Genomic DNA, 18,181 nt, shown 5'->3' on the forward strand with positions numbered 1-18,181 from the left:
AAAAGGGATACATGTGGTAGAACTAGGCTTTGCGGATAGCGGCTACAATCAGGTCACCCATCTCTGTGGTGCTGATCGCCTTGCTCTTATCAACTGCGATATCGCTCGTCCGGTGACCGGCATCCAGTACCTCCGCAACTGCGGCTTCAATGGCAGCGGCTGCATTCTCGTAGCCGAAGGTCATGCGGAACATCAGTGCAAGCGACAGGATCGTAGCGATCGGGTTCGCCAGCCCTTGTCCGGCAATGTCAGGCGCCGAGCCGTGAACCGGCTCATAGAGGCCGTAGCTGCCTTCTCCCAGTGAAGCGGAGGCCAGCATGCCAATCGAGCCGGTCAGCATCGCTGCTTCATCGCTCAGGATATCTCCGAACATATTCTCGGTCACGATAACATCGAAGCTCGCAGGACGGCGCAGCAGCTGCATCGCACAGTTATCCACCAGCACGTGCTCAACCTCAACCTGCGGATATTCCGGCGCCACTCTGTTCACCACTTCACGCCACAAACGGGAGGTCTCCAGTACATTGGCTTTGTCTACACTCGCCAGCTTACCCCGGCGCTTCCCGGCAATCTCGAACGCCTGGCGTACAATCCGCTCAACCTCCATGACATTATAGACACAAGTGTCTACCGCTTCTTCTCCATGCTCGCCTTGACGGCGCAGCTTGTCCCCGAAGTAAATCCCGCCTGTCAATTCACGTACGACCATCAGGTCCGTTCCTTCCAGTACCTCGGGCTTCAGCGTCGAAGCATCCTTCAGACAATCGAAGACCACCGCCGGGCGCAGATTGGAGAATAGGCCAAGCGCCTTGCGGATACCCAGCAGTCCGGTCTCCGGACGCAGTTCCTTCGGATTGTTATCCCACTTCGGTCCGCCTACGGCTCCAAGCAATACAGCATCGGCGCTGCGGCAGATTTCCAGCGTATCCTCAGGCAGCGGAGTTCCGCGTTCATCAATGGCGATTCCGCCGAACAGGGCGTGCTCCGTTTCAAATGTATACCCAAACAGCTCTTCCGTTCTTTTCAATACCTTTTCCGCTTCTGCCACAACTTCAGGTCCGATGCCGTCCCCGGCAATTACGGCGATTTTTTTGACCTCGCTCATTCCTGTCACTCCTTAGGTAGTCCTGCTGGTCGCAGACATAGTTCTTCTGTATATTGTTGTATCATAACGAAGGACAAAGGACAAAGATATAGATTCTATCACGTTCATAGATATAGCCTATAAGTGAAACGGAGCGTGAATTTGCCCTTGTCCCGCCAAGTGATTACAATTAATGGGTAGGTGAAATTATCGGATCTCTAATCATATGGAAGAGGAGTGATCTTAAGATGCAATACGCGAAGCTTGGCAAGTCTGGTATGAAGGTAAGCCGCCTCTGTCTGGGAACGATGAACTTCGGTCCCATCACCGACGAGAAAGAAGCCTTCCGGATTATGGATGCGGCGCTGGACGCGGGAGTCCAGTTTTTTGATACCGCCAATGTGTATGGCTGGGGTGAGAACTCGGGTCTGACCGAGACTATTATCGGCCGCTGGTTCAAGCAGGGCGGCGGACGCCGTGAGAAGGTTGTCCTGGCGACCAAGGTCTACGGGGCGATGAGTGACAAGCTGGATGGACCCAATGATGAAGGCGGACTCTCCTCCTACATTATCCGACGCCATCTGGAGGGCTCCCTGCAGCGTCTGCAGACCGATCACATCGAACTCTACCAGATGCACCATATCGACCGTAACGTGTCCTGGGACGAGCTGTGGGGCGCCTTTGAGCTTGCGGTCAGCCAAGGCAAGATCGGCTACACCGGCTCCAGTAACTTTGCCGGCTGGGATATTGCCGTTGCCCAGCAGGAAGCTAAGGCCCACGGGTTCCTCGGACTGGTATCCGAGCAGCATAAATACAGCCTGACCTGCCGTCTGCCGGAGCTTGAAGTTCTGCCTGCGGCGCAGCATCTGGGCCTTGGCATTATTCCGTGGAGTCCGCTTGACGGAGGGCTGCTTGGCCGCAATGCGCTGAAGAAGATTGAGGGCAGCCGCAGTGGCGGCAACGCGGAGCGTGTGGAGCAGCACAAGAAGCAGCTAGAGGCCTTTGCGGAGCTAAGCCTGGAGCTGGGCGAGCCGCAGGATAATATCGCTCTGGCCTGGCTGCTGACGAATTCTGCCGTCACAGCTCCGATCATTGGACCGCGTACGCTGGAGCAATTCGAGAGCGCGCTGCGCAGCCTGGAGGTCGTTCTGGACGAATCCGTGCTGAAGCGTCTGGATGAGATTTTCCCCGGACCCGGCGGTGCCGCTCCGAAGGCTTATGCATGGTAATCAAGACTAACTGGCTGCAGCCCGCATAATCTCCCGAAATCATTTCTTCTCTTACAACAAAGAGCTGTTCACCGGCATAACGTATCCGGTGAACAGCTCTTTATGCTTCTATGTCTTTTATTGCGCCGTATCCACTGTTATAGAACCATTGCTGGTGGACAAGGTGACCTCATGGGTCCCTTTGCCAAGTACAGCCGTTCCATGGTCCTCATCGCCGCCGCCCCAGTCCACGTTGCCTTTAAGCGATCCGTTACTGGTATCTGCCGTAATCTTGGCATCCGTTACCGCCGGAAGACCCAAGACAATCTTGCCGTTGCTGGATTTCAGCTCCCATGCACCCGTGATTGACGAATTGACTGTAATCTTGCCGTTGCTGCTTCTGGCCGACACAGCGCCGTCAATATTCCCCAGCGTAATCGCACCGTTCGAGCTAACCAGGTCTGCTCCGCCCTGTACATTCTTTACCGTCAGCGTGCCATTGCTGCTATGAGCCTTCACACCGCCGGAAACATCATGGATATCCATCGTCCCGTTGCTCGTATCCACATTAATGCCTGCGGCCAGCCCACCGGCTTCGATGGAACCGTCACTGGTCTCTACCTGAGCGGCCAGATTCTGCGGAATGCTGACATTCAGATATGGCGCATTGTTGTTGAAGCCGATCTGGATATTGGAGAGCCAGCCTGAATCTCCCTCAAGCGCCATCACAAGCGTGTCGCCCTCGGTTGTCACTTTCCATTTACGCTCCAGAGCACTTGCTGCTTCATTATCTGTATTGCCCGGCAGCTCCAGTTTCCCTTCATACGCCAGCGTGTTCCCATCCACACCCTGAAGCTTAACCTTGCCTTGGGGCAGATTAATCCGCAAGTTCTTAATATCCTGCTGCACTTCTACCTTCCCGTCCACCGGCACCAGCTTGGTATTGCCGAAGATACTGCTCAGCGATCCTCCGGCCAACACCGTCTGTGCCCCGCTTGCCGCGATGAGCACAATGATCAGCAAAATGGCCCAGCCGCTTACCCGGCTTTTGACATCCGATTTAATGAAGAGCCTAAGCAGCATCTCCAGGCCGAACAGGATAAGCAGGGCCGGCCAGATATAGCCCAGCACATCGTACGTGATTACACCATACTGAGCCATGACTACAATAACTCCTACTATTATGCACCCTATTGCGGCGGTAAAGCTGCCGATCTTCCATCTCCCCATCTTTCAATTCCCCATTTCACTATACTTTTGAATTATTCTTCAGCATCCTGAATCCATACCCGATCAAAGCAAGCGACAGCAGAATCGCTCCGATGTTCATATCGTTCAGAATCTCCCACAGAGCTGGAAATGCAGTGATGAGCAGCAGCAGGATGCCCGCGATAACACACCCTATACCGACCCATACCGGATTCACATCATCATGCGGATACATCGGGGGTGCAGACATGCCCATCGACCAAGGCGCTCCAAAGCTATCCGGATGGAACATCATCCGCTCATGCTCGGCAGCCGACACCTTCATCCAAGCCGCCTTTTGCAGCGCATCGAATAATTGATAGAACCAAAGCGCAGCAAGCGCGAACGGAAACACTGTGGGCATGGACGGAATGAATATAATGCAGAGCGATGCTCCAATCATATACTCCAGACCCATTTTTTTAAAGCCCAGATACATGTGGCCCAGTCCCGGAACCATGGCCAGGAGAAACGTGAGCCAGCGTCTTTTCTTAATCATATGTTACCCTCCCAAAAGTTTTGTTGAAATAAATTAGATAACCGGCGAAGCCGCTATGGATTTATTTATGGTTACCTTGCGGGCCGAACCAGGAGCTGACCGATGTGGACATATGCCCGTTGATTTCAGTGATGCCATAGGCCAAATTCTCAAATACGCCAAGCTGCAGCAGGATAAACGTCAGGCCAACCGCCACACCGTAATGCATCCAGGAGGTTCCCCGGGTCGTGCGCCGTCTGGTCATGGTGGATTTCACGATCCGTTCTCTGCGCCCGTTCTCCAGCTGGCCGATCCTTGCCATAACATCCCCGGTCAAATCAGGGAAGTCATGCGGCAACACGGGCTCCTGCCCGTTAAGATCAAGCCCGGCTTCCATATCGCTCCACATCGCCGCAAGCTCGCGCGCCTCCTCCAGCCATTCCGCGCAGCCGGGACAGGTCAGGGTATGCAGATAGATGGCCTGCTGGGCCTCTGGTGACAACTGTCCATCTATATAATGCGGCATCCACTCTTTTACTGTTGAACAATTCATCGCCATTCCTCCCCGCTTTTGCGCATCATCTGTCTGGCCCGATAGAGCTGCGATTCAACCGTTTTAACCGAAATTCCTTTTTGCTGCGCTATCTCCTGATACGAGTGTCGCTGAAAATAGTACAGCTGCACAACCGACCGGTACGGTTCCGCCAGACTATCCAGGTTCTCACCCAGCTCACGGGAAGCCTCCTTGCGAAGCACTGCCTGTTCAGGTGTCTGCGAAGTCACCCAGTCATTCTCCGTGTAATCTGCTGCGCTCCGGTGCCGCCATTCCCGGTCATTGGCACGTTTCCAGTCCAGACAGGTGCGGTAAGCAATCCGGTACAGCCAGGTGGAGAAGGAAGACTGTCCTCTGAAGGTGGGAAGGGCTTTATAGGCTTTGATGAAGACTTCCTGAGCCATATCCTTGGCAGACTCGGCTTCTCCTGTAATTTTGATGCATACACTATATACCATGCCTTGATAACGGGTCACCAGATTCCCGAAGGTCTGATGCTCCCCGCTTAGCACAGCATTGATCCACTCCGTCTCTTCCAAGTCTTTCTTCCCTCCTTCAGCTACATAACGTTAGACGCCTGGCTTTAAGGTTCCCCTGCATGGTTTTCTAAATTATTTTAGAATAGCAGCATTTCTATTCAAAAATCAGCCTCAAGCAAGCTCAGAGGGAGGATAACCATCATCCTTGTCGAATTATCCTTAAACAGCCAATGACAAGACAACATTCCTTAATGAAGTGGTGGGATAGATATGATTCAGGCCTTGCTGGTTGATGATGAACGGCTTGCTCTTATGAAGCTGAAAATGATGCTGGAAGAACTGACAACTATAAATGTAATCGCTACTTATACTGATCCTTCCGAGGCGGTCAATGCAGCGCCGCTGCTACGTCCTGATGTGATTTTCCTCGACATTGATATGCCTGAGATGAATGGCGTCCAGGCTGCGGAGGCCATGCAAAAGCTGTGCCCGCAGGCAAGCATCGTATTTGTGACTGCCCATAACAGCTACGCCATCGAGGCGTTCGAGCTTTATGCGCTTGACTATGTTCTTAAGCCTGTACAGCGGGGCCGTCTGTTGAAGACCATTGAACGGCTGGAGGAACGTGTCAGCCGGGCACAGGAGGATTCCCGCAAGCCTGCGCAGACGGTCATGATCCGCAGCTTCCAGTCCTTAAGATTCGAACGCAGCGGCCAGCCGCTGCCCAATATCCGCTGGCGCACCACCAAAGCACAGGAATTATTTGCTTATTTATTTCACAACCGCAACCGGTTCGTAAGCAAAGATACCTTAACCGATCTGCTGTGGCCCGATTTCAATCTTAAGAAAGCCTCCACTCATCTTTATACAACGATTTATCAGGTTCGGCAATGCCTGAAGCAGGCAGAGATTGATCTGCAGATCAGCAATGCCAGCGGGGGAGAAGGCTACACCCTGGAGACCGGCAGCCTGCTGATAGACAGCTACGAATGGGAGAAGGGCATTCTGACTCAAGATGCCATCAATAAGGACAACTATGAGGAGCACCAGCGGTTGTTCGATTTCTATTCGGGCGACTATCTGAACGATTACGATTACCTCTGGGCTGAAGGGGAACGGCAGCGTCTGCGGACCATCTGGCTGCATCACGCAATGAATATCGCCGAATTCTATGTCAGCAGCGGCCGGATACCGGAAGCGGTAACCGTGTACCAGAGGGTGGTGCAGCTTCAGCCTTATTTTGAACAGGGGCATCTCGGGCTGATGAAGGTCTACGACAGCATTGGGGAGCGTTCAGCGGTAGAGGAGCAATATCATACTCTGACGGCATTACTGAAGCGGGAGCTCGGTGTGAAGCCTCCTGCGAGTATTAAGCGCTGGTATGAGGAATGGAAGCATCTTAACCTCAGAAGTATGTGATTCTCCGTGAATAGAAACGGCAATGCTGACCTTTCAGGGGACGGTATTATTTCAGAGACTTTATATTTGTAACAGCAAAGACACCCGCAGCAGGCTGCGGGTGTCTTTGTCTATACTGCCTTATTAGCTGTTAATGCTTGATAAGTTGTACTCTCCTACATTTTCTTGCGGGCATTGAATCTTCTGGACAGTACAAGTCCCAGAATGATCAATCCGCCGCCAGTCAGATACAGCGGGAGAGGACTTTCTTCACCGGTCTGAGGAAGCTTGCCGGGAAGTCCGCTGTTGTTGCCTTTGTCAGTTGGTTGTGTAACCGTACCCTTAGGCACTTCATCGACTCCAACTTCAATTGTAATCTCTTCCTCATTGCCGTCTTCATCTGTAACGACAATCGTGAATTTATCCTTGCCGGTGTAGCCTGGATCTGGAGTATACGTCCATTTGCCATCCGGTGTAATAGTTACCGTACCATGCGCCGGCTCTTCGCCGATGCTAGGGATACCTCCCAGCGGGATCTCGCCGTCAATAGGCACTTCCTCAATCGTAGTCACCTGTGTGGCTTGCGGCGTTGGAGTGCTGACCGTTCCAGGCTGAGCCGGTGTTGCTGCTGGCGTTACCTGTGGCGTAGCTGTTACTCCTGGCGTACTGGAAGCAGCCGGAGTTGCCGTTGGTGCTGGCGTTACCGATGGTGTCGGCGTTGGTGTACCGATAACTCCAGGAATGCTTGATGGTCCAGGTGTCGGTGTGTAATATACCGGCGGTGATGTTGGTACTGGTGTTGCTGTTGGTTCTGTAACTGGCGTCGGTGTTGCTGTTGGTGTCACCGGCGTTGGTGTCGGTGTCGATTCTGTAGGCGGTGTGGTTACCTTTTGGTTAGTAATTGGCAACAGCACCTTTTGCACGCCGGAATCAATCGTTACAGGATGCTCTGTATCGCTCAGAACATAACCTTCCGGAGCTGTAATTTCCTTCAGAATATAATTCCCCAGCTTCAGCGATGTGAATACCAGTTCACCATTTGCATCGGTTTTTCCGCTTACTACCAATTTCTTGGCGGAATCATACAGTCCGAACTCTGCTCCTGCAAGCTTCTTGTTCGTATCCTCCCCAGCAACCTTCGTTACTTTGAGCGAGCCGAGGATTTCAACCGGAATCAGTTTGTTCGTAATTGGTGCGAGTACCTTCTGTACGCCGGAATCAATCGTTACAGTATGCTCTGTCGCCTCCAGCACATAACCGGCAGGGGCAGTAAGCTCCTTCAGTGTGTAGGTTCCGAGCTTCAGCGATTTGAATTCCAATACGCCGTCAGCGTCTGTTTTTCCGCTTGTCACAAGCTTCTTAGTGGAATCATACAATCCGAACTCTGCATCTTTCAGCTTCTTGCCCGCATCCTCTTGCGCTACCTTAGTCAACTTCAGCGATCCGAAGACTTCGGCCGGAATAAGTGCATTAGTCACTGTAACAGTTTTCTCTTGATTGGGATCAATGGTAACATTAATGGCTTTGGTATCCAGGACATAACCGGCAGGGGCGGTTTTCTCTTTCAGGGTATACTCCCCGCCTTTAAGCTTAGTGAATACCAACTCACCGTTGCCATCAGTTGTTTTCAAACTCACTAGTGCACCCTTGGAGTCGAATAGTTCGAACACTGCGCCTTCAAGTTTCTTCTTGGAATCATTCACATCCAACTTGGTCAGCTTAAGTGAACCGAAGAAGTCATTCTTGACGGTAAGCTGCACAGGCGTGGACGAATTAATCGTTACTTTATGCTCGGTGCTGTCCAGCGCGTAACCTGCCGGAGCTTTGGTTTCTTTCAGAACATATTTACCAGCCTTAAGATTTGTAAAAGTCAGGGTTCCGTCTTCTGCAGAAGTCTGTTTTTGAGTCTCCTTCAGTTCAGTTCCAATCACCCGTGAGAGTGCGAATTCGGCGCCTTCAAGCTTTTCATCGCCGGTCTGATTGGTTTTGGTAACATTTAGCGAGCCAGTAACGCCGCTTCCTGTACCGGAAGTGTCAACAATTTTAATACTTTTCTCAGATGTAATAGGTTTTGTAATCTGTTCTACACCATCACCGCTAAACGAGATAGCATTTTTCAGTTGCACATTATTTCCTGCCTCAGTCACAACGGACTTATAAGTCAGAATATATGGTTTACTGATCGGGTTCGGGTTAATGAAGGCAAGCTCGAAGCTTTCTTTACCATCTTTGTCGGTTTTGAAGGTAAGGGTGTAATCAACATCCTTCTTCAATTCATTCCCAGACGTAGGATCTACTGCTTCCCCGCTCTGATTCACTGTAGTCACGTAGAGATGGAAGCTGTCCGGCAGCAGCACCTGATTCGTGCTAGGATTATCTACCAGTTTTACGTTTTTGACAATGGACTGGTTGGCGTTGATGACCACTTTCCAGTTCAGAAGAGTCTGATCATCTTTATCGCGTGTAAAATCTTTAGCTACATATTCGCCGCCCTTAGGAACCGTTACTGTTACTTCCAAGGGCTCTGATACAGCCTTGTTATCCTTATCGTATAAAGTGGCTTTATTTGTAACTGTACCTTGATTGACATCACTCCCAATGAACTCTGTACTGAAGACCACATAGAAGGCATAGTCAACCTCGTCTTTGAATTTCACTGTGAGTTGCTTGTCTGTGACAGTCAGATCATATTTCGAAGCGTCAATGATAGCACCCTTACTGTGCTCCCCATCTTCTTCATATCCCATCTTGTAGACTACTGCAGTTACGCTAGTTGCTTTCTGGCCTACAGGAATCGTATCCACTAGAGTGGCTCCTGCAGCCAATACACGTTTATTATAGTTGGCCCCAACGGTCCAGGTAAGCTGCTTGGTATTTACATCGTAAGAACCTGTCTTCTTACCGTTGTTTTTAACTTCTTCCCGCGGATCAAAGGTTTTGGTCGATGTCAGCGGTTTATTCGTTTTATTTTCATCCCATGTAATCGAAGCTGTGTTACTGAACTCCTTCATACCATCAATCAACTTATAAAAATCAAACTTTGTGGTGTAAGTAATCGTGTAGGCTTCATTAATCGGATTTTTAAATTCGATTTTAAAACCATCGCCCTTACTGAAATCTTCAGTACCAACCTTAGTAATGATATAATCTGTACCTTCAACACCAGGACTCGGGCTAATAATTGGTTTGCCGATAAGTTTCAGTCCGGCATTGCCGAAAGTATCCGTCAGAATCAGGTTGGTCATGGTTCTTTTGTCTTCATTGACTTTAACGGTCCATTTTACTGTTTTATTGAGATAATCGACATCTTTATCCTTACCCGTATCTACATTCTGCTTGTTTAAAATACGCTGAGTAGTATATTGGTTTGCTTCTCCCTTATACGTATCTCTGGTAACTGTGTTAAAAATTTGTTCAGCTCCATATACACGGTCTTTGACTTTGGTTTTATATTTAATTTTATATGCAGAATTGATATCATTATTAAATTGCAGTTTGAACCCGATCTTGCCTGTTTTGTCGGTCAAAGGCGAGGTTAGAGTATAATCGGGTCCTTCATTGATAGGAGTCCCGCTTCCTACTTCTTTTCCGTCTTGATCCAATTGAATTTTGTATACGACTAATGAACTTTCAACCAACTTTTGGGAATCATTAAAATAATCCAGCAACACCGCATTAGCGGATGTAATGGTTTGTTCATTATAGTTGAACTGAATCTCCCAAGGAATGGTCTCATCCATAGGATCAAAATTTCCCGCAGTCTTCTTCAGTGGAACTCCCCGCACAATATCAACCGTCTTAGAAGAACTCTTATCGATTCCTTCACCAGTAAGCTTAGCGGTATTAGTGAAATTTTTAAGCGTTGTATTTGTAATTTTGGTCGAGAATGTCACCTGGTACGCATCCGTAATGGTGTTGAAGAACTTCACATTCAAGCTGCTCGTCGTGCTGCCTGAAGGATCATATTGGTCGGACCCGATCTGCGTTCTATGGGTCACTTTACCCTGAACATCAACCTCAAGCTTATAGACCTCAATTGAACTTAGGTCAAGCTCCAGGCCTGCCGGAATGGAGTCTGTAACAACCGCTTTGTATACTTCATCCTGCACAGTGTTCACATTAACAGTCCATAAGATGCTGGACGGATTATATTTTTGCGGCTGTGGAATCCCGTCCTTGGTAATGCTGGTGCCGCCCTTAGGATGGACTTTAATCACAATCGTATTATTCAGGTTCCCGGCGATCGGGAATAACAGCTCCTGTGTCGTAGTTCCCGTGACTTTGGTGGAGCTAAGTTTGGACGTCACATTAAAAGTACCGCCCACATTGAACAAACCTTCGATATCTTTAATGAACGTAAGCACCACTTTGTTGTCAGTACCGACTTTGTACGTTCCGATTTTCCCCGATGCTACACCACTGTATACCAAGTCACCCGTGTATGATTGGTCAATGGCTAACTGGTAAGGCAACTGATATTCGAACGTGTCCCCATCCTTATAACCATGGGCTCCAGTCTCAGGGTCCGTCACTGGAAGCTTGAAGGTCAAGCCTACTTTGACTTCCGAATCAAGCTTATACACACTATCCGTGACCTGTGTGCCGTTTTCATATACTGCCATTGTGACACTTGTAATGATACTATTCGTTGCCCCCGCATTAACCTTCGTCATGAACCCGAAACCGTTGGCAAACTGTGTAATCAGCATTACAACAACCAACCAGGCGCCTATCGTCTTTTTCTTCATATCACTATTCCCTCTCTCTCTTTCTGCAAAATGATTGTTCCAGCATCGCCATTACCCGTTCCCGCCTGCTTTTTTCGGATCGTCCCCCTGTCACTAGTATGTATATGGGCCTTCGATTTCGCTTTGACTTTACTTCAGTAACTCTACTTCCCGCCTCTGAACAATTTCTGAACAGATTATGAGATAAATCATAGTTAACTCAAAAATAAAATAATTTTATCGGTAAAAAAGTGGCTTCAAACGCAGAATATGAGGAATCAGCCCTCGATTGTGAACTATTTTTCATTTTTTCGACTCATCTTGTTCATTCTTTTTATGCAAAATCTTGTTTCAAAACCTCCCCGGCTGGATTCTAAGCCAGCATGCTCTGCACAAAAAAAATTTCAGCAGATTTTTGAACAAAAAAAAGAAGCCTCCCCGGACAAATCGTACTAGTCCGGTGAAGCTTCTTTTAAATAGTTGAATTAAAGATTGGCATGTTCACGCTTGGTGTAGGTCTTGCGCTTCTCAATCAGCTTGTTCAGTGCATCCAGGTAGGCTCTGGCACTCGCTTCCAGAATATCGGTGCTAAGTCCGCGGCCCTGCGCAGCCACCTCGCCTTGCGAGAGCACGACATGTACCTCACCCTGAGCATCCTTCCCTCTGCTGACGGCTTTGATTGAGTAATCGCCAAGTGTGACTTCTTCCCCTGTAGCCTGATCAATGGCATTGTAGATCGCGTCTACCGATCCGTTGCCTTCGGCAACCGCCACAATCGGCTGCGGGTCCTGGCCGTGAATAATTACCTTGGCGGTTGGAGTAGCCTCATTGCCATACGTAACATAGATCGTCTGCAGACTGAAGGTCTCCGGCGTATCAATCAGCTTCTCTTCCAGAAGCGCAAGGATATCCTCGTCTGAGACTTCTTTTTTCTTATCAGCAAGATCCTTGAACTTGGCAAAAGCGGCATTGACCTCTTCCTCAGAAATGTCATAGCCCAGATCACTCAGCTTATCGCGGAAAGCGTGCCGGCCCGAATGCTTGCCAAGCACCAGCTTGCTTTCTTTGAGACCAATCGTTTCCGGTGTCATAATCTCGTAGGTGGTCTTCTCCTTCAGCATGCCATCCTGATGAATCCCGGATTCATGGGCGAAGGCATTGGCGCCGACAATCGCCTTGTTGCCCGGCACAACCATTCCTGTCAGCTTGCTGACGAGACGGCTGGTACGGGAGATTTCGGACAGGACCAGAGAGGTCTTGGCACCGAAATACTCACTGCGGGTCTCAAGCGCCAGAGCGACCTCTTCAATCGCTGTATTGCCGGCTCGTTCCCCGATCCCGTTGATCGTACCCTCAATCTGGTCTGCACCATTCTGAATGGCAGCGAGGGTATTGGCGGTAGCCATCCCCAGATCATTGTGACAATGGGCGCTAAGCTGAACCCGCTCGATATCCGGCACCGTATCCTTCAGGAACTTGAAGATGGCTCCGTATTCCGCCGGATTCAGGTATCCGACCGTATCTGGAATATTCACCACATTCGCACCCTCGCGGATCGCCATGGAGACCATTTCAGCCATGAATTCACGTTCGGTACGGCCAGCGTCCTCCAGGGAGAATTCAAGCTTGGGAAAATACTTCTTGGCATAGCGGATCGCCGATTGTGCCGTTTCCAGCACCTGTGACTTCTCCATGCGCAGCTTATGCTGACGGTGTATCGGCGAGGTTGCCAGGAAAATATGAATGCAAGGGTCCTGTGCCCCCTGCAGCGCTTCCTTGACCGCATCAATATCGCTCTCTCTGGAACGGGACAGACCGATTACGGTGACATTCTTGACGGCTCTGGCCACTGCGTTCACCGCAGCCAGATCTCCGGGCGAAGCGGCAGGGAAGCCTGCCTCCATCCGGTCAATTCCCAGCTTCTCCAGCTGGTAAGCGATTTCTACCTTCTCACGCGTATTGAGGTTCACACCCGGCGACTGCTCCCCGTCACGCAGCGTCGTGTCGAACACATAAATTTTCCGCATGCTGAGCACCTCCTGAAGATTGTCCATAAACCCTCAAATGCGGCCCGCAAAATTACGGCCGCATCTGAGGGTTACCTATGGTTCATTGCAATTGTAAGTATATGACCTATTTCTTAATCCAGTGCATCATTTCACGCAGCTGGCTGCCGACTACTTCTACCGGATGAGCAGCTTCGTTACGGCGGGTAGCGGTCAGGAAGGCACGGCCGGATTGGTTCTCAAGGATAAAGTCGCGGGCGAATTTACCCTGTTGAATATCAGACAGTACTTCTTTCATAGCTTTTTTAGTCTCAGCAGTAATGATGCGTGGTCCAGTTACATAGTCACCGTATTCCGCAGTGTTACTGATGGAATCGCGCATGCTGGACAATCCGCCTTCATACACCATGTCAACGATCAGCTTCAGCTCATGCAAGCACTCGAAGTAAGCCATCTCAGGCGCATATCCGGCTTCAGTCAATGTCTCGAAACCAGCCTTGATCAATTCGGACACACCGCCGCAGAGGACAGCCTGTTCACCGAACAGATCCGTTTCAGTCTCTTCACGGAAGGAGGTTTCGATAACTCCTGCACGGGTACAGCCGATGCCTTTGGCATATGCCAGACCGATAGCCTTGGCATTGCCGGTTGCATCCTGTTCAATAGCGATCAGGCCGGGAACGCCGAAGCCTTCAACATAAGTGCGGCGAACCATGTGTCCCGGGGATTTAGGAGCTACCAACAGCACATCCGCATCCTTAGGAGCTACGATTTGTCCAAAATGCACGTTGAAACCGTGGGAGAACATCAGAGCCGCGCCATTCTTGAGGTTCGGTTCGATATCATTCTTATATACAGATGCCTGAGTTTCGTCCGGCATGAGGATTTGCACCACATCTGCACGGGATACCGCTTCTGCTACAGACAATACTTCAAAGCCGTCATTCTTGGCAGTTTCAAAAGATTTACCTTCACGCAGACCGATAACCACCTGAAGACCACTGTCACGCAGGTTCTGTGCCTGGGCATGTCCTTGGCTACCGTACCCGATTACTGCAATTGTCTTTCCCTTCAATACGCTAAGCTCTGCATCCTGTTCATAGTACGTTGTAACTGCCATTGTCAAAATCCTCCTTTAATTTGGGACCCATCGTAAAGAGCGGGTGCTTCAAGAGCACACTCCTGTTAGGCTTACTCTATTATAGCGTGCTCCTCAAGCCCCCGCTCTTTAGCGGGCAAAGTCTGTCCTAATCTTAATTAAATTAATGCACGCAAGCAGCAATTCGTTAAAGCTGTAAAATGTGACGATTAGGCATTCCCGCGGATCATCGCCGTTACTCCTGTCCGGGACAGCTCCTTAATGCCATAAGGCTTCAGCAGCTCAATCATTGCATCAATCTTGGTGGTATCCCCAACTACCTGTACAAGCAGGCTGGTTGAGCCAATATCTACAACAGAAGCACGGAAGGTTTCGACTACGCCCATAATCTCAGGCCGCTCAGAGGGCTCAGCCTTGACCTTAATGAGCGCCAGCTCACGGGCAACCATAGGCCTTACACCCAGATCAACTACCTTAATTACATCAATCAGCTTGTAGAGCTGCTTCTCAATCTGCTCCAGAGTATGCTGATCACCTAACGTTACAATGACCATCCGGGACAATCCGACCTCTTCGGATTGCCCAACAGTAATACTCTCAATATTGAACCCCCGGCGGCCGAATAATCCGGATACCCGCTGCAGCACGCCAGGCTGGTCATTCACAAGCACAGCAATCGTATGTCTCATCACTGTTATTCATCCCCCATCAGCATTTGATCAATGGTAGACCCTTGGGTTACCATCGGGTAGACATTCTCGTCTTTGGGGACAACGAATTCTACCAGGACAGGTCCAGGTGTTTCCATGGCTTCTTTCCAGGCGGCGCTGGCTTCTTCCTTGTTCGTTGCCCGCAGGCCCTTCACACCGTAAGCCTCAGCCAGCTTCACAAAGTCCGGGCTGCCGGCCAGATCGGTATAGCTGTAACGCTTCTCATAAATCAGGTTCTGCCACTGACGAACCATCCCGAGTACCTGATTGTTGATCACAACGATCTTGACCGGAATCTTATTGATCGCACAGATCGCAAGCTCCTGGGAACACATCTGCATGCCGCCGTCACCATTAATGGAGACTACGAGCCGCTGCGGATGGGCCATTTGCGCCCCGATCGCTGACGGGAATCCGAAGCCCATTGTTCCAAGGCCCCCCGAAGTAATCCATGAACGCGGATGGTTGAACTTGTAATATTGAGCAGCCCACATCTGATGCTGGCCTACGTCAGTCGTCACAATAGCTTCACCTTTGGTGGTGTCATTGATCATCTGGATGACCCACTGCGGCTTCAGCTCCGTCTCCGAATCCTTGTACCGGTACGGCTGGTCCAGCTTCCACTGGGCAATCTGTGTTCTCCAGGCATCGGCCTTCGAGGCACGCTTCACATCCGGGATCAGCATTTCCAGAACCGTCTTAACATCGCCCACAATAGGAATATCAGTTGCTACATTCTTGCCGATCTCGGCCGGATCAATATCGATATGCACGATCTTCGCTTTGGGAGCGAAGCCGTCCAGCTTGCCGGTTACGCGGTCATCGAACCGGGCACCGATGTTAATCAGCAGATCGCATTGCTGAATGGCATTATTGGCTGTGTATGTGCCGTGCATTCCCGGCATTCCCATCCACAACTCTTCGCCGCTCGGGTAACACCCCAGTCCCAGCAATGTAGTAGTAATTGGAATCTCCGTGCGCTTCACGAATTCATACATGGACTCATGCGCTCCAGAGTAGATGACTCCGCCGCCTGCAATAATAATCGGACGCTCCGCCGCCTCAATAGCCTTCACCAGTTTATCGAGCTGCAGCTTATTGGGAACCGTGCGCGGATTGTAGCCGCGAAGGTTAACTCCCTGGTGTTCTGCCGGAGTGAACAATGTCATCGCCGCCGATACATCCTTCGGAATATCGATCAGTACCGGACCTTTACGTCCCGTATTCGCAATATGGAAGGCTTCATGAATAATGCGCGGCAGGTCCTCAACATCCCTTACCAGATAGCTGTGCTTCGTAATCGGCATCGTTATCCCGGTAATATCCGCTTCCTGGAAAGCATCGGTACCGATCAGGCTGGAGAATACGTTCCCGGTAATCACTACCAGCGGAACAGAGTCCATGTAGGCCGTAGCAATCCCGGTTACCAGATTGGTTGCTCCCGGACCTGAAGTCGCAATACATACGCCAGGCTTACCGCTTGCTCTTGCATACCCGTCAGCCGCATGGATCGCTCCCTGCTCGTGGCGTGTCAGAATGTGTTTGAAATCCTCGAAGCCATAAAGCGCATCATAGATATAAAGTACAGCCCCGCCCGGATATCCGAATACCGTATCTACACCTTCAAGTACCAGGCTGCGAAGCAGGATCTCAGACCCCGATACCACCTCAGGATTTTTCCATTTCTCACGTAACTGCTCTATCGACCGCACTTCTTCCGGTAATTGCGCGCTCATCAGTATTCCTCCCTTCGATCGTTCACATGCATTATTCAAATGACAGGACGTCAGTATCCAATCTTTAATATTAGCGAACAGGCCTCAATCCTTCCTGTTTCAACAAAAAAACCTTTCGCCTCCCACGCGCAGAAGAAGCGCGTGAGGGACGAAAGGTTTAGCTTCCGTGGTACCACCCATGTTTGCATAACATCTCACGATGATATGCCTTATCAGGATACAAAAATCCATCGATGTAGGCAGGGCCCAAATCTTCGTAACCTGAAGTCCCTAACGCGGACCAAACGATTCCCCCTAATAATTCCACCGCTCCTGCTGGTGGACCTTTCAGGGAAACAGCTCCGAGGTGAGCTCGTATATAAGGGATTCTGGTGGAGGTTGCAGCAATTCCTCTCACTCTCTGAACAAAAGAGCCCTTAAAACTTCGTCCTCATCATTGCCGATACATGTATGCTCGTTAAATGTTTAGACACATTATATGATTCCTCACACGGTTAGTCAATACCCATCTGCGGGTTATACATTAAATTCTTCATAAAATCTTGTTCTATTCTTGCCGGAACGCCCACACCGCCCGGGGCATATGATGTACGACAATACGTGGAAAGGGGGCAATATTTATGATTCGTTACCGCAGACCCAGGCAGGATGACACGATTATTTATGACTTGATTGAAAAGCAGCTTGTCCCGTTATCCCATCTTCCGCAGACAATCATTAATCAGGTCAGGAAAGATCTGCCCCGCCGTCTGGGACAGGGAGTCACACTTGTTGCTTGTCCCGACTACGACAGCGATCCGCTGGGATTCGTGCATTTTCTGCTGCATGGCGACTTGTTATATATTGATATGCTCGCTATTGCCCCGGGAGCAAGGCGTAAGCGCTACGGTAATATGCTCATGGACAGGGCAGAGCGGTTTGCACTATCCCGTGCATGCCATAGAGCGAAGGTTTCCGTAGATACCGGAAATACCGCTGGTCTGGCTTTTTATGAAAAACTGGGCTACAGCGTAGCCCGTTATCAACCGCAAAATTACTGTTATGAGCTTGAGAAACAGTTTCGCTGATAGAGCAGGCTCTATGGTTTAAAAGAATCCAATCGGCGGAATGCCATAACCAGGACCGGGACCATAGCCGCCATAAGGGCCGGGAACAGGACCATGGCCATAACCATAACCGCCCCCGTAAGGAGCCCCGCCGCCATAGCCGTAGCCATAGCCTCCGCCGTAACCGTAAGGAGCCGTACCGATGGCCAGCAAATCAAACAACACGAGCGGAATCAGTGCCTTGGTTTGTACTTTTTTCCCACTGATGCGCTGCAGGATCAGCCGGTTGCCTGAGATGCGGACCAGTTTGCCCGTCACTTTAGACCCGTCTTTTTTTACCGCCACGATATGTTTGCCTATCAGTTTGATCACTTGCTGCTTCGTAACCGGGTGTGCCATAATATCCCTC

Annotated in this window: 14 protein-coding genes; 3 read left to right on the plus strand and 11 right to left on the minus strand. The window is 50.2% G+C overall.

Features of this window, described 5'->3' with window-relative positions:
- Positions 1-22 precede the first annotated feature (22 nt).
- On the minus strand, positions 23-1,105 hold the full coding sequence (leuB, locus tag MKX42_RS26980) for a 3-isopropylmalate dehydrogenase (protein WP_340756009.1): 1,083 nt from the start codon (positions 1,103-1,105) through the stop codon (positions 23-25).
- A 227-nt stretch (positions 1,106-1,332) separates the two neighbouring features.
- Here leuB and MKX42_RS26985 point away from each other — a divergent pair, with 227 nt between their 5' ends.
- Positions 1,333-2,313, plus strand: a complete 981-nt coding sequence (locus MKX42_RS26985; RefSeq protein ID WP_340756011.1) for an aldo/keto reductase — start codon at positions 1,333-1,335, stop codon at positions 2,311-2,313.
- A 117-nt stretch (positions 2,314-2,430) separates the two neighbouring features.
- Here MKX42_RS26985 and MKX42_RS26990 read toward each other — a convergent pair whose 3' ends face one another.
- The 4 genes from MKX42_RS26990 to MKX42_RS27005 form a co-directional block, all read right to left on the minus strand.
- A complete protein-coding gene (locus tag MKX42_RS26990; RefSeq protein WP_340756014.1) occupies positions 2,431-3,522 on the minus strand; it encodes a LiaF transmembrane domain-containing protein in 1,092 nt (363 codons plus the stop codon).
- 19 nt (positions 3,523-3,541) lie between these two features.
- Positions 3,542-4,039, minus strand: a complete 498-nt coding sequence (locus tag MKX42_RS26995) for a hypothetical protein (protein ID WP_340756016.1) — start codon at positions 4,037-4,039, stop codon at positions 3,542-3,544.
- Between the two features lie 61 nt (positions 4,040-4,100).
- Positions 4,101-4,571 carry a zf-HC2 domain-containing protein gene (locus MKX42_RS27000; RefSeq protein WP_340756017.1) on the minus strand — a complete coding sequence of 157 codons (471 nt, stop codon included), beginning with the start codon at positions 4,569-4,571 and terminating at the stop codon, positions 4,101-4,103.
- The gene (locus tag MKX42_RS27005; RefSeq protein ID WP_340756019.1) at positions 4,568-5,110 is read right to left on the minus strand and encodes an RNA polymerase sigma factor; all 543 of its coding nucleotides are present in this window, start codon (positions 5,108-5,110) and stop codon (positions 4,568-4,570) included. Before MKX42_RS27005 ends, MKX42_RS27000 begins: the two co-directional genes overlap by 4 nt.
- A 210-nt stretch (positions 5,111-5,320) precedes the next feature.
- Here MKX42_RS27005 and MKX42_RS27010 point away from each other — a divergent pair, with 210 nt between their 5' ends.
- Entirely contained in the window at positions 5,321-6,469 is a 1,149-nt protein-coding gene (locus MKX42_RS27010) for a response regulator (protein ID WP_340756021.1), read from the plus strand.
- Between the two features lie 155 nt (positions 6,470-6,624).
- Here MKX42_RS27010 and MKX42_RS27015 read toward each other — a convergent pair whose 3' ends face one another.
- The 5 genes from MKX42_RS27015 to ilvB all read right to left on the minus strand — a co-directional run bounded on the left by MKX42_RS27015 (position 6,625) and on the right by ilvB (position 16,726).
- Positions 6,625-11,196, minus strand: a complete 4,572-nt coding sequence (locus tag MKX42_RS27015) for a SpaA isopeptide-forming pilin-related protein (protein WP_340756024.1) — start codon at positions 11,194-11,196, stop codon at positions 6,625-6,627.
- A 464-nt stretch (positions 11,197-11,660) separates the two neighbouring features.
- The gene (locus tag MKX42_RS27020) at positions 11,661-13,202 is read right to left on the minus strand and encodes a 2-isopropylmalate synthase (RefSeq protein ID WP_340756026.1); all 1,542 of its coding nucleotides are present in this window, start codon (positions 13,200-13,202) and stop codon (positions 11,661-11,663) included.
- A 106-nt stretch (positions 13,203-13,308) separates the two neighbouring features.
- The gene (ilvC, locus tag MKX42_RS27025; RefSeq protein WP_036727672.1) at positions 13,309-14,301 is read right to left on the minus strand and encodes a ketol-acid reductoisomerase; all 993 of its coding nucleotides are present in this window, start codon (positions 14,299-14,301) and stop codon (positions 13,309-13,311) included.
- A gap of 188 nt (positions 14,302-14,489) precedes the next feature.
- Positions 14,490-14,969: an acetolactate synthase small subunit gene (gene ilvN, locus MKX42_RS27030; protein ID WP_340756028.1), complete on the minus strand. Its 480-nt coding sequence runs from the start codon at positions 14,967-14,969 to the stop codon at positions 14,490-14,492.
- A 5-nt stretch (positions 14,970-14,974) separates the two neighbouring features.
- Positions 14,975-16,726, minus strand: coding sequence for a biosynthetic-type acetolactate synthase large subunit (gene ilvB, locus MKX42_RS27035; RefSeq protein ID WP_340756031.1), 1,752 nt, complete (start codon positions 16,724-16,726; stop codon positions 14,975-14,977).
- A gap of 620 nt (positions 16,727-17,346) precedes the next feature.
- Between ilvB and MKX42_RS27040 the strand changes: the two genes are divergently transcribed.
- Positions 17,347-17,793 carry a GNAT family N-acetyltransferase gene (locus MKX42_RS27040; RefSeq protein WP_036696120.1) on the plus strand — a complete coding sequence of 149 codons (447 nt, stop codon included), beginning with the start codon at positions 17,347-17,349 and terminating at the stop codon, positions 17,791-17,793.
- Between the two features lie 18 nt (positions 17,794-17,811).
- Here the strand turns inward: MKX42_RS27040 and MKX42_RS27045 are convergent, their stop codons facing one another.
- Positions 17,812-18,171, minus strand: coding sequence for a hypothetical protein (locus tag MKX42_RS27045; RefSeq protein ID WP_340756033.1), 360 nt, complete (start codon positions 18,169-18,171; stop codon positions 17,812-17,814).
- Between the last annotated feature and the right edge of the window lie 10 nt (positions 18,172-18,181).

It is taken from the genome of Paenibacillus sp. FSL R7-0204, assembly GCF_038002225.1.
Taxonomy (GTDB): Bacteria; Bacillota; Bacilli; order Paenibacillales; family Paenibacillaceae; genus Paenibacillus_AQ.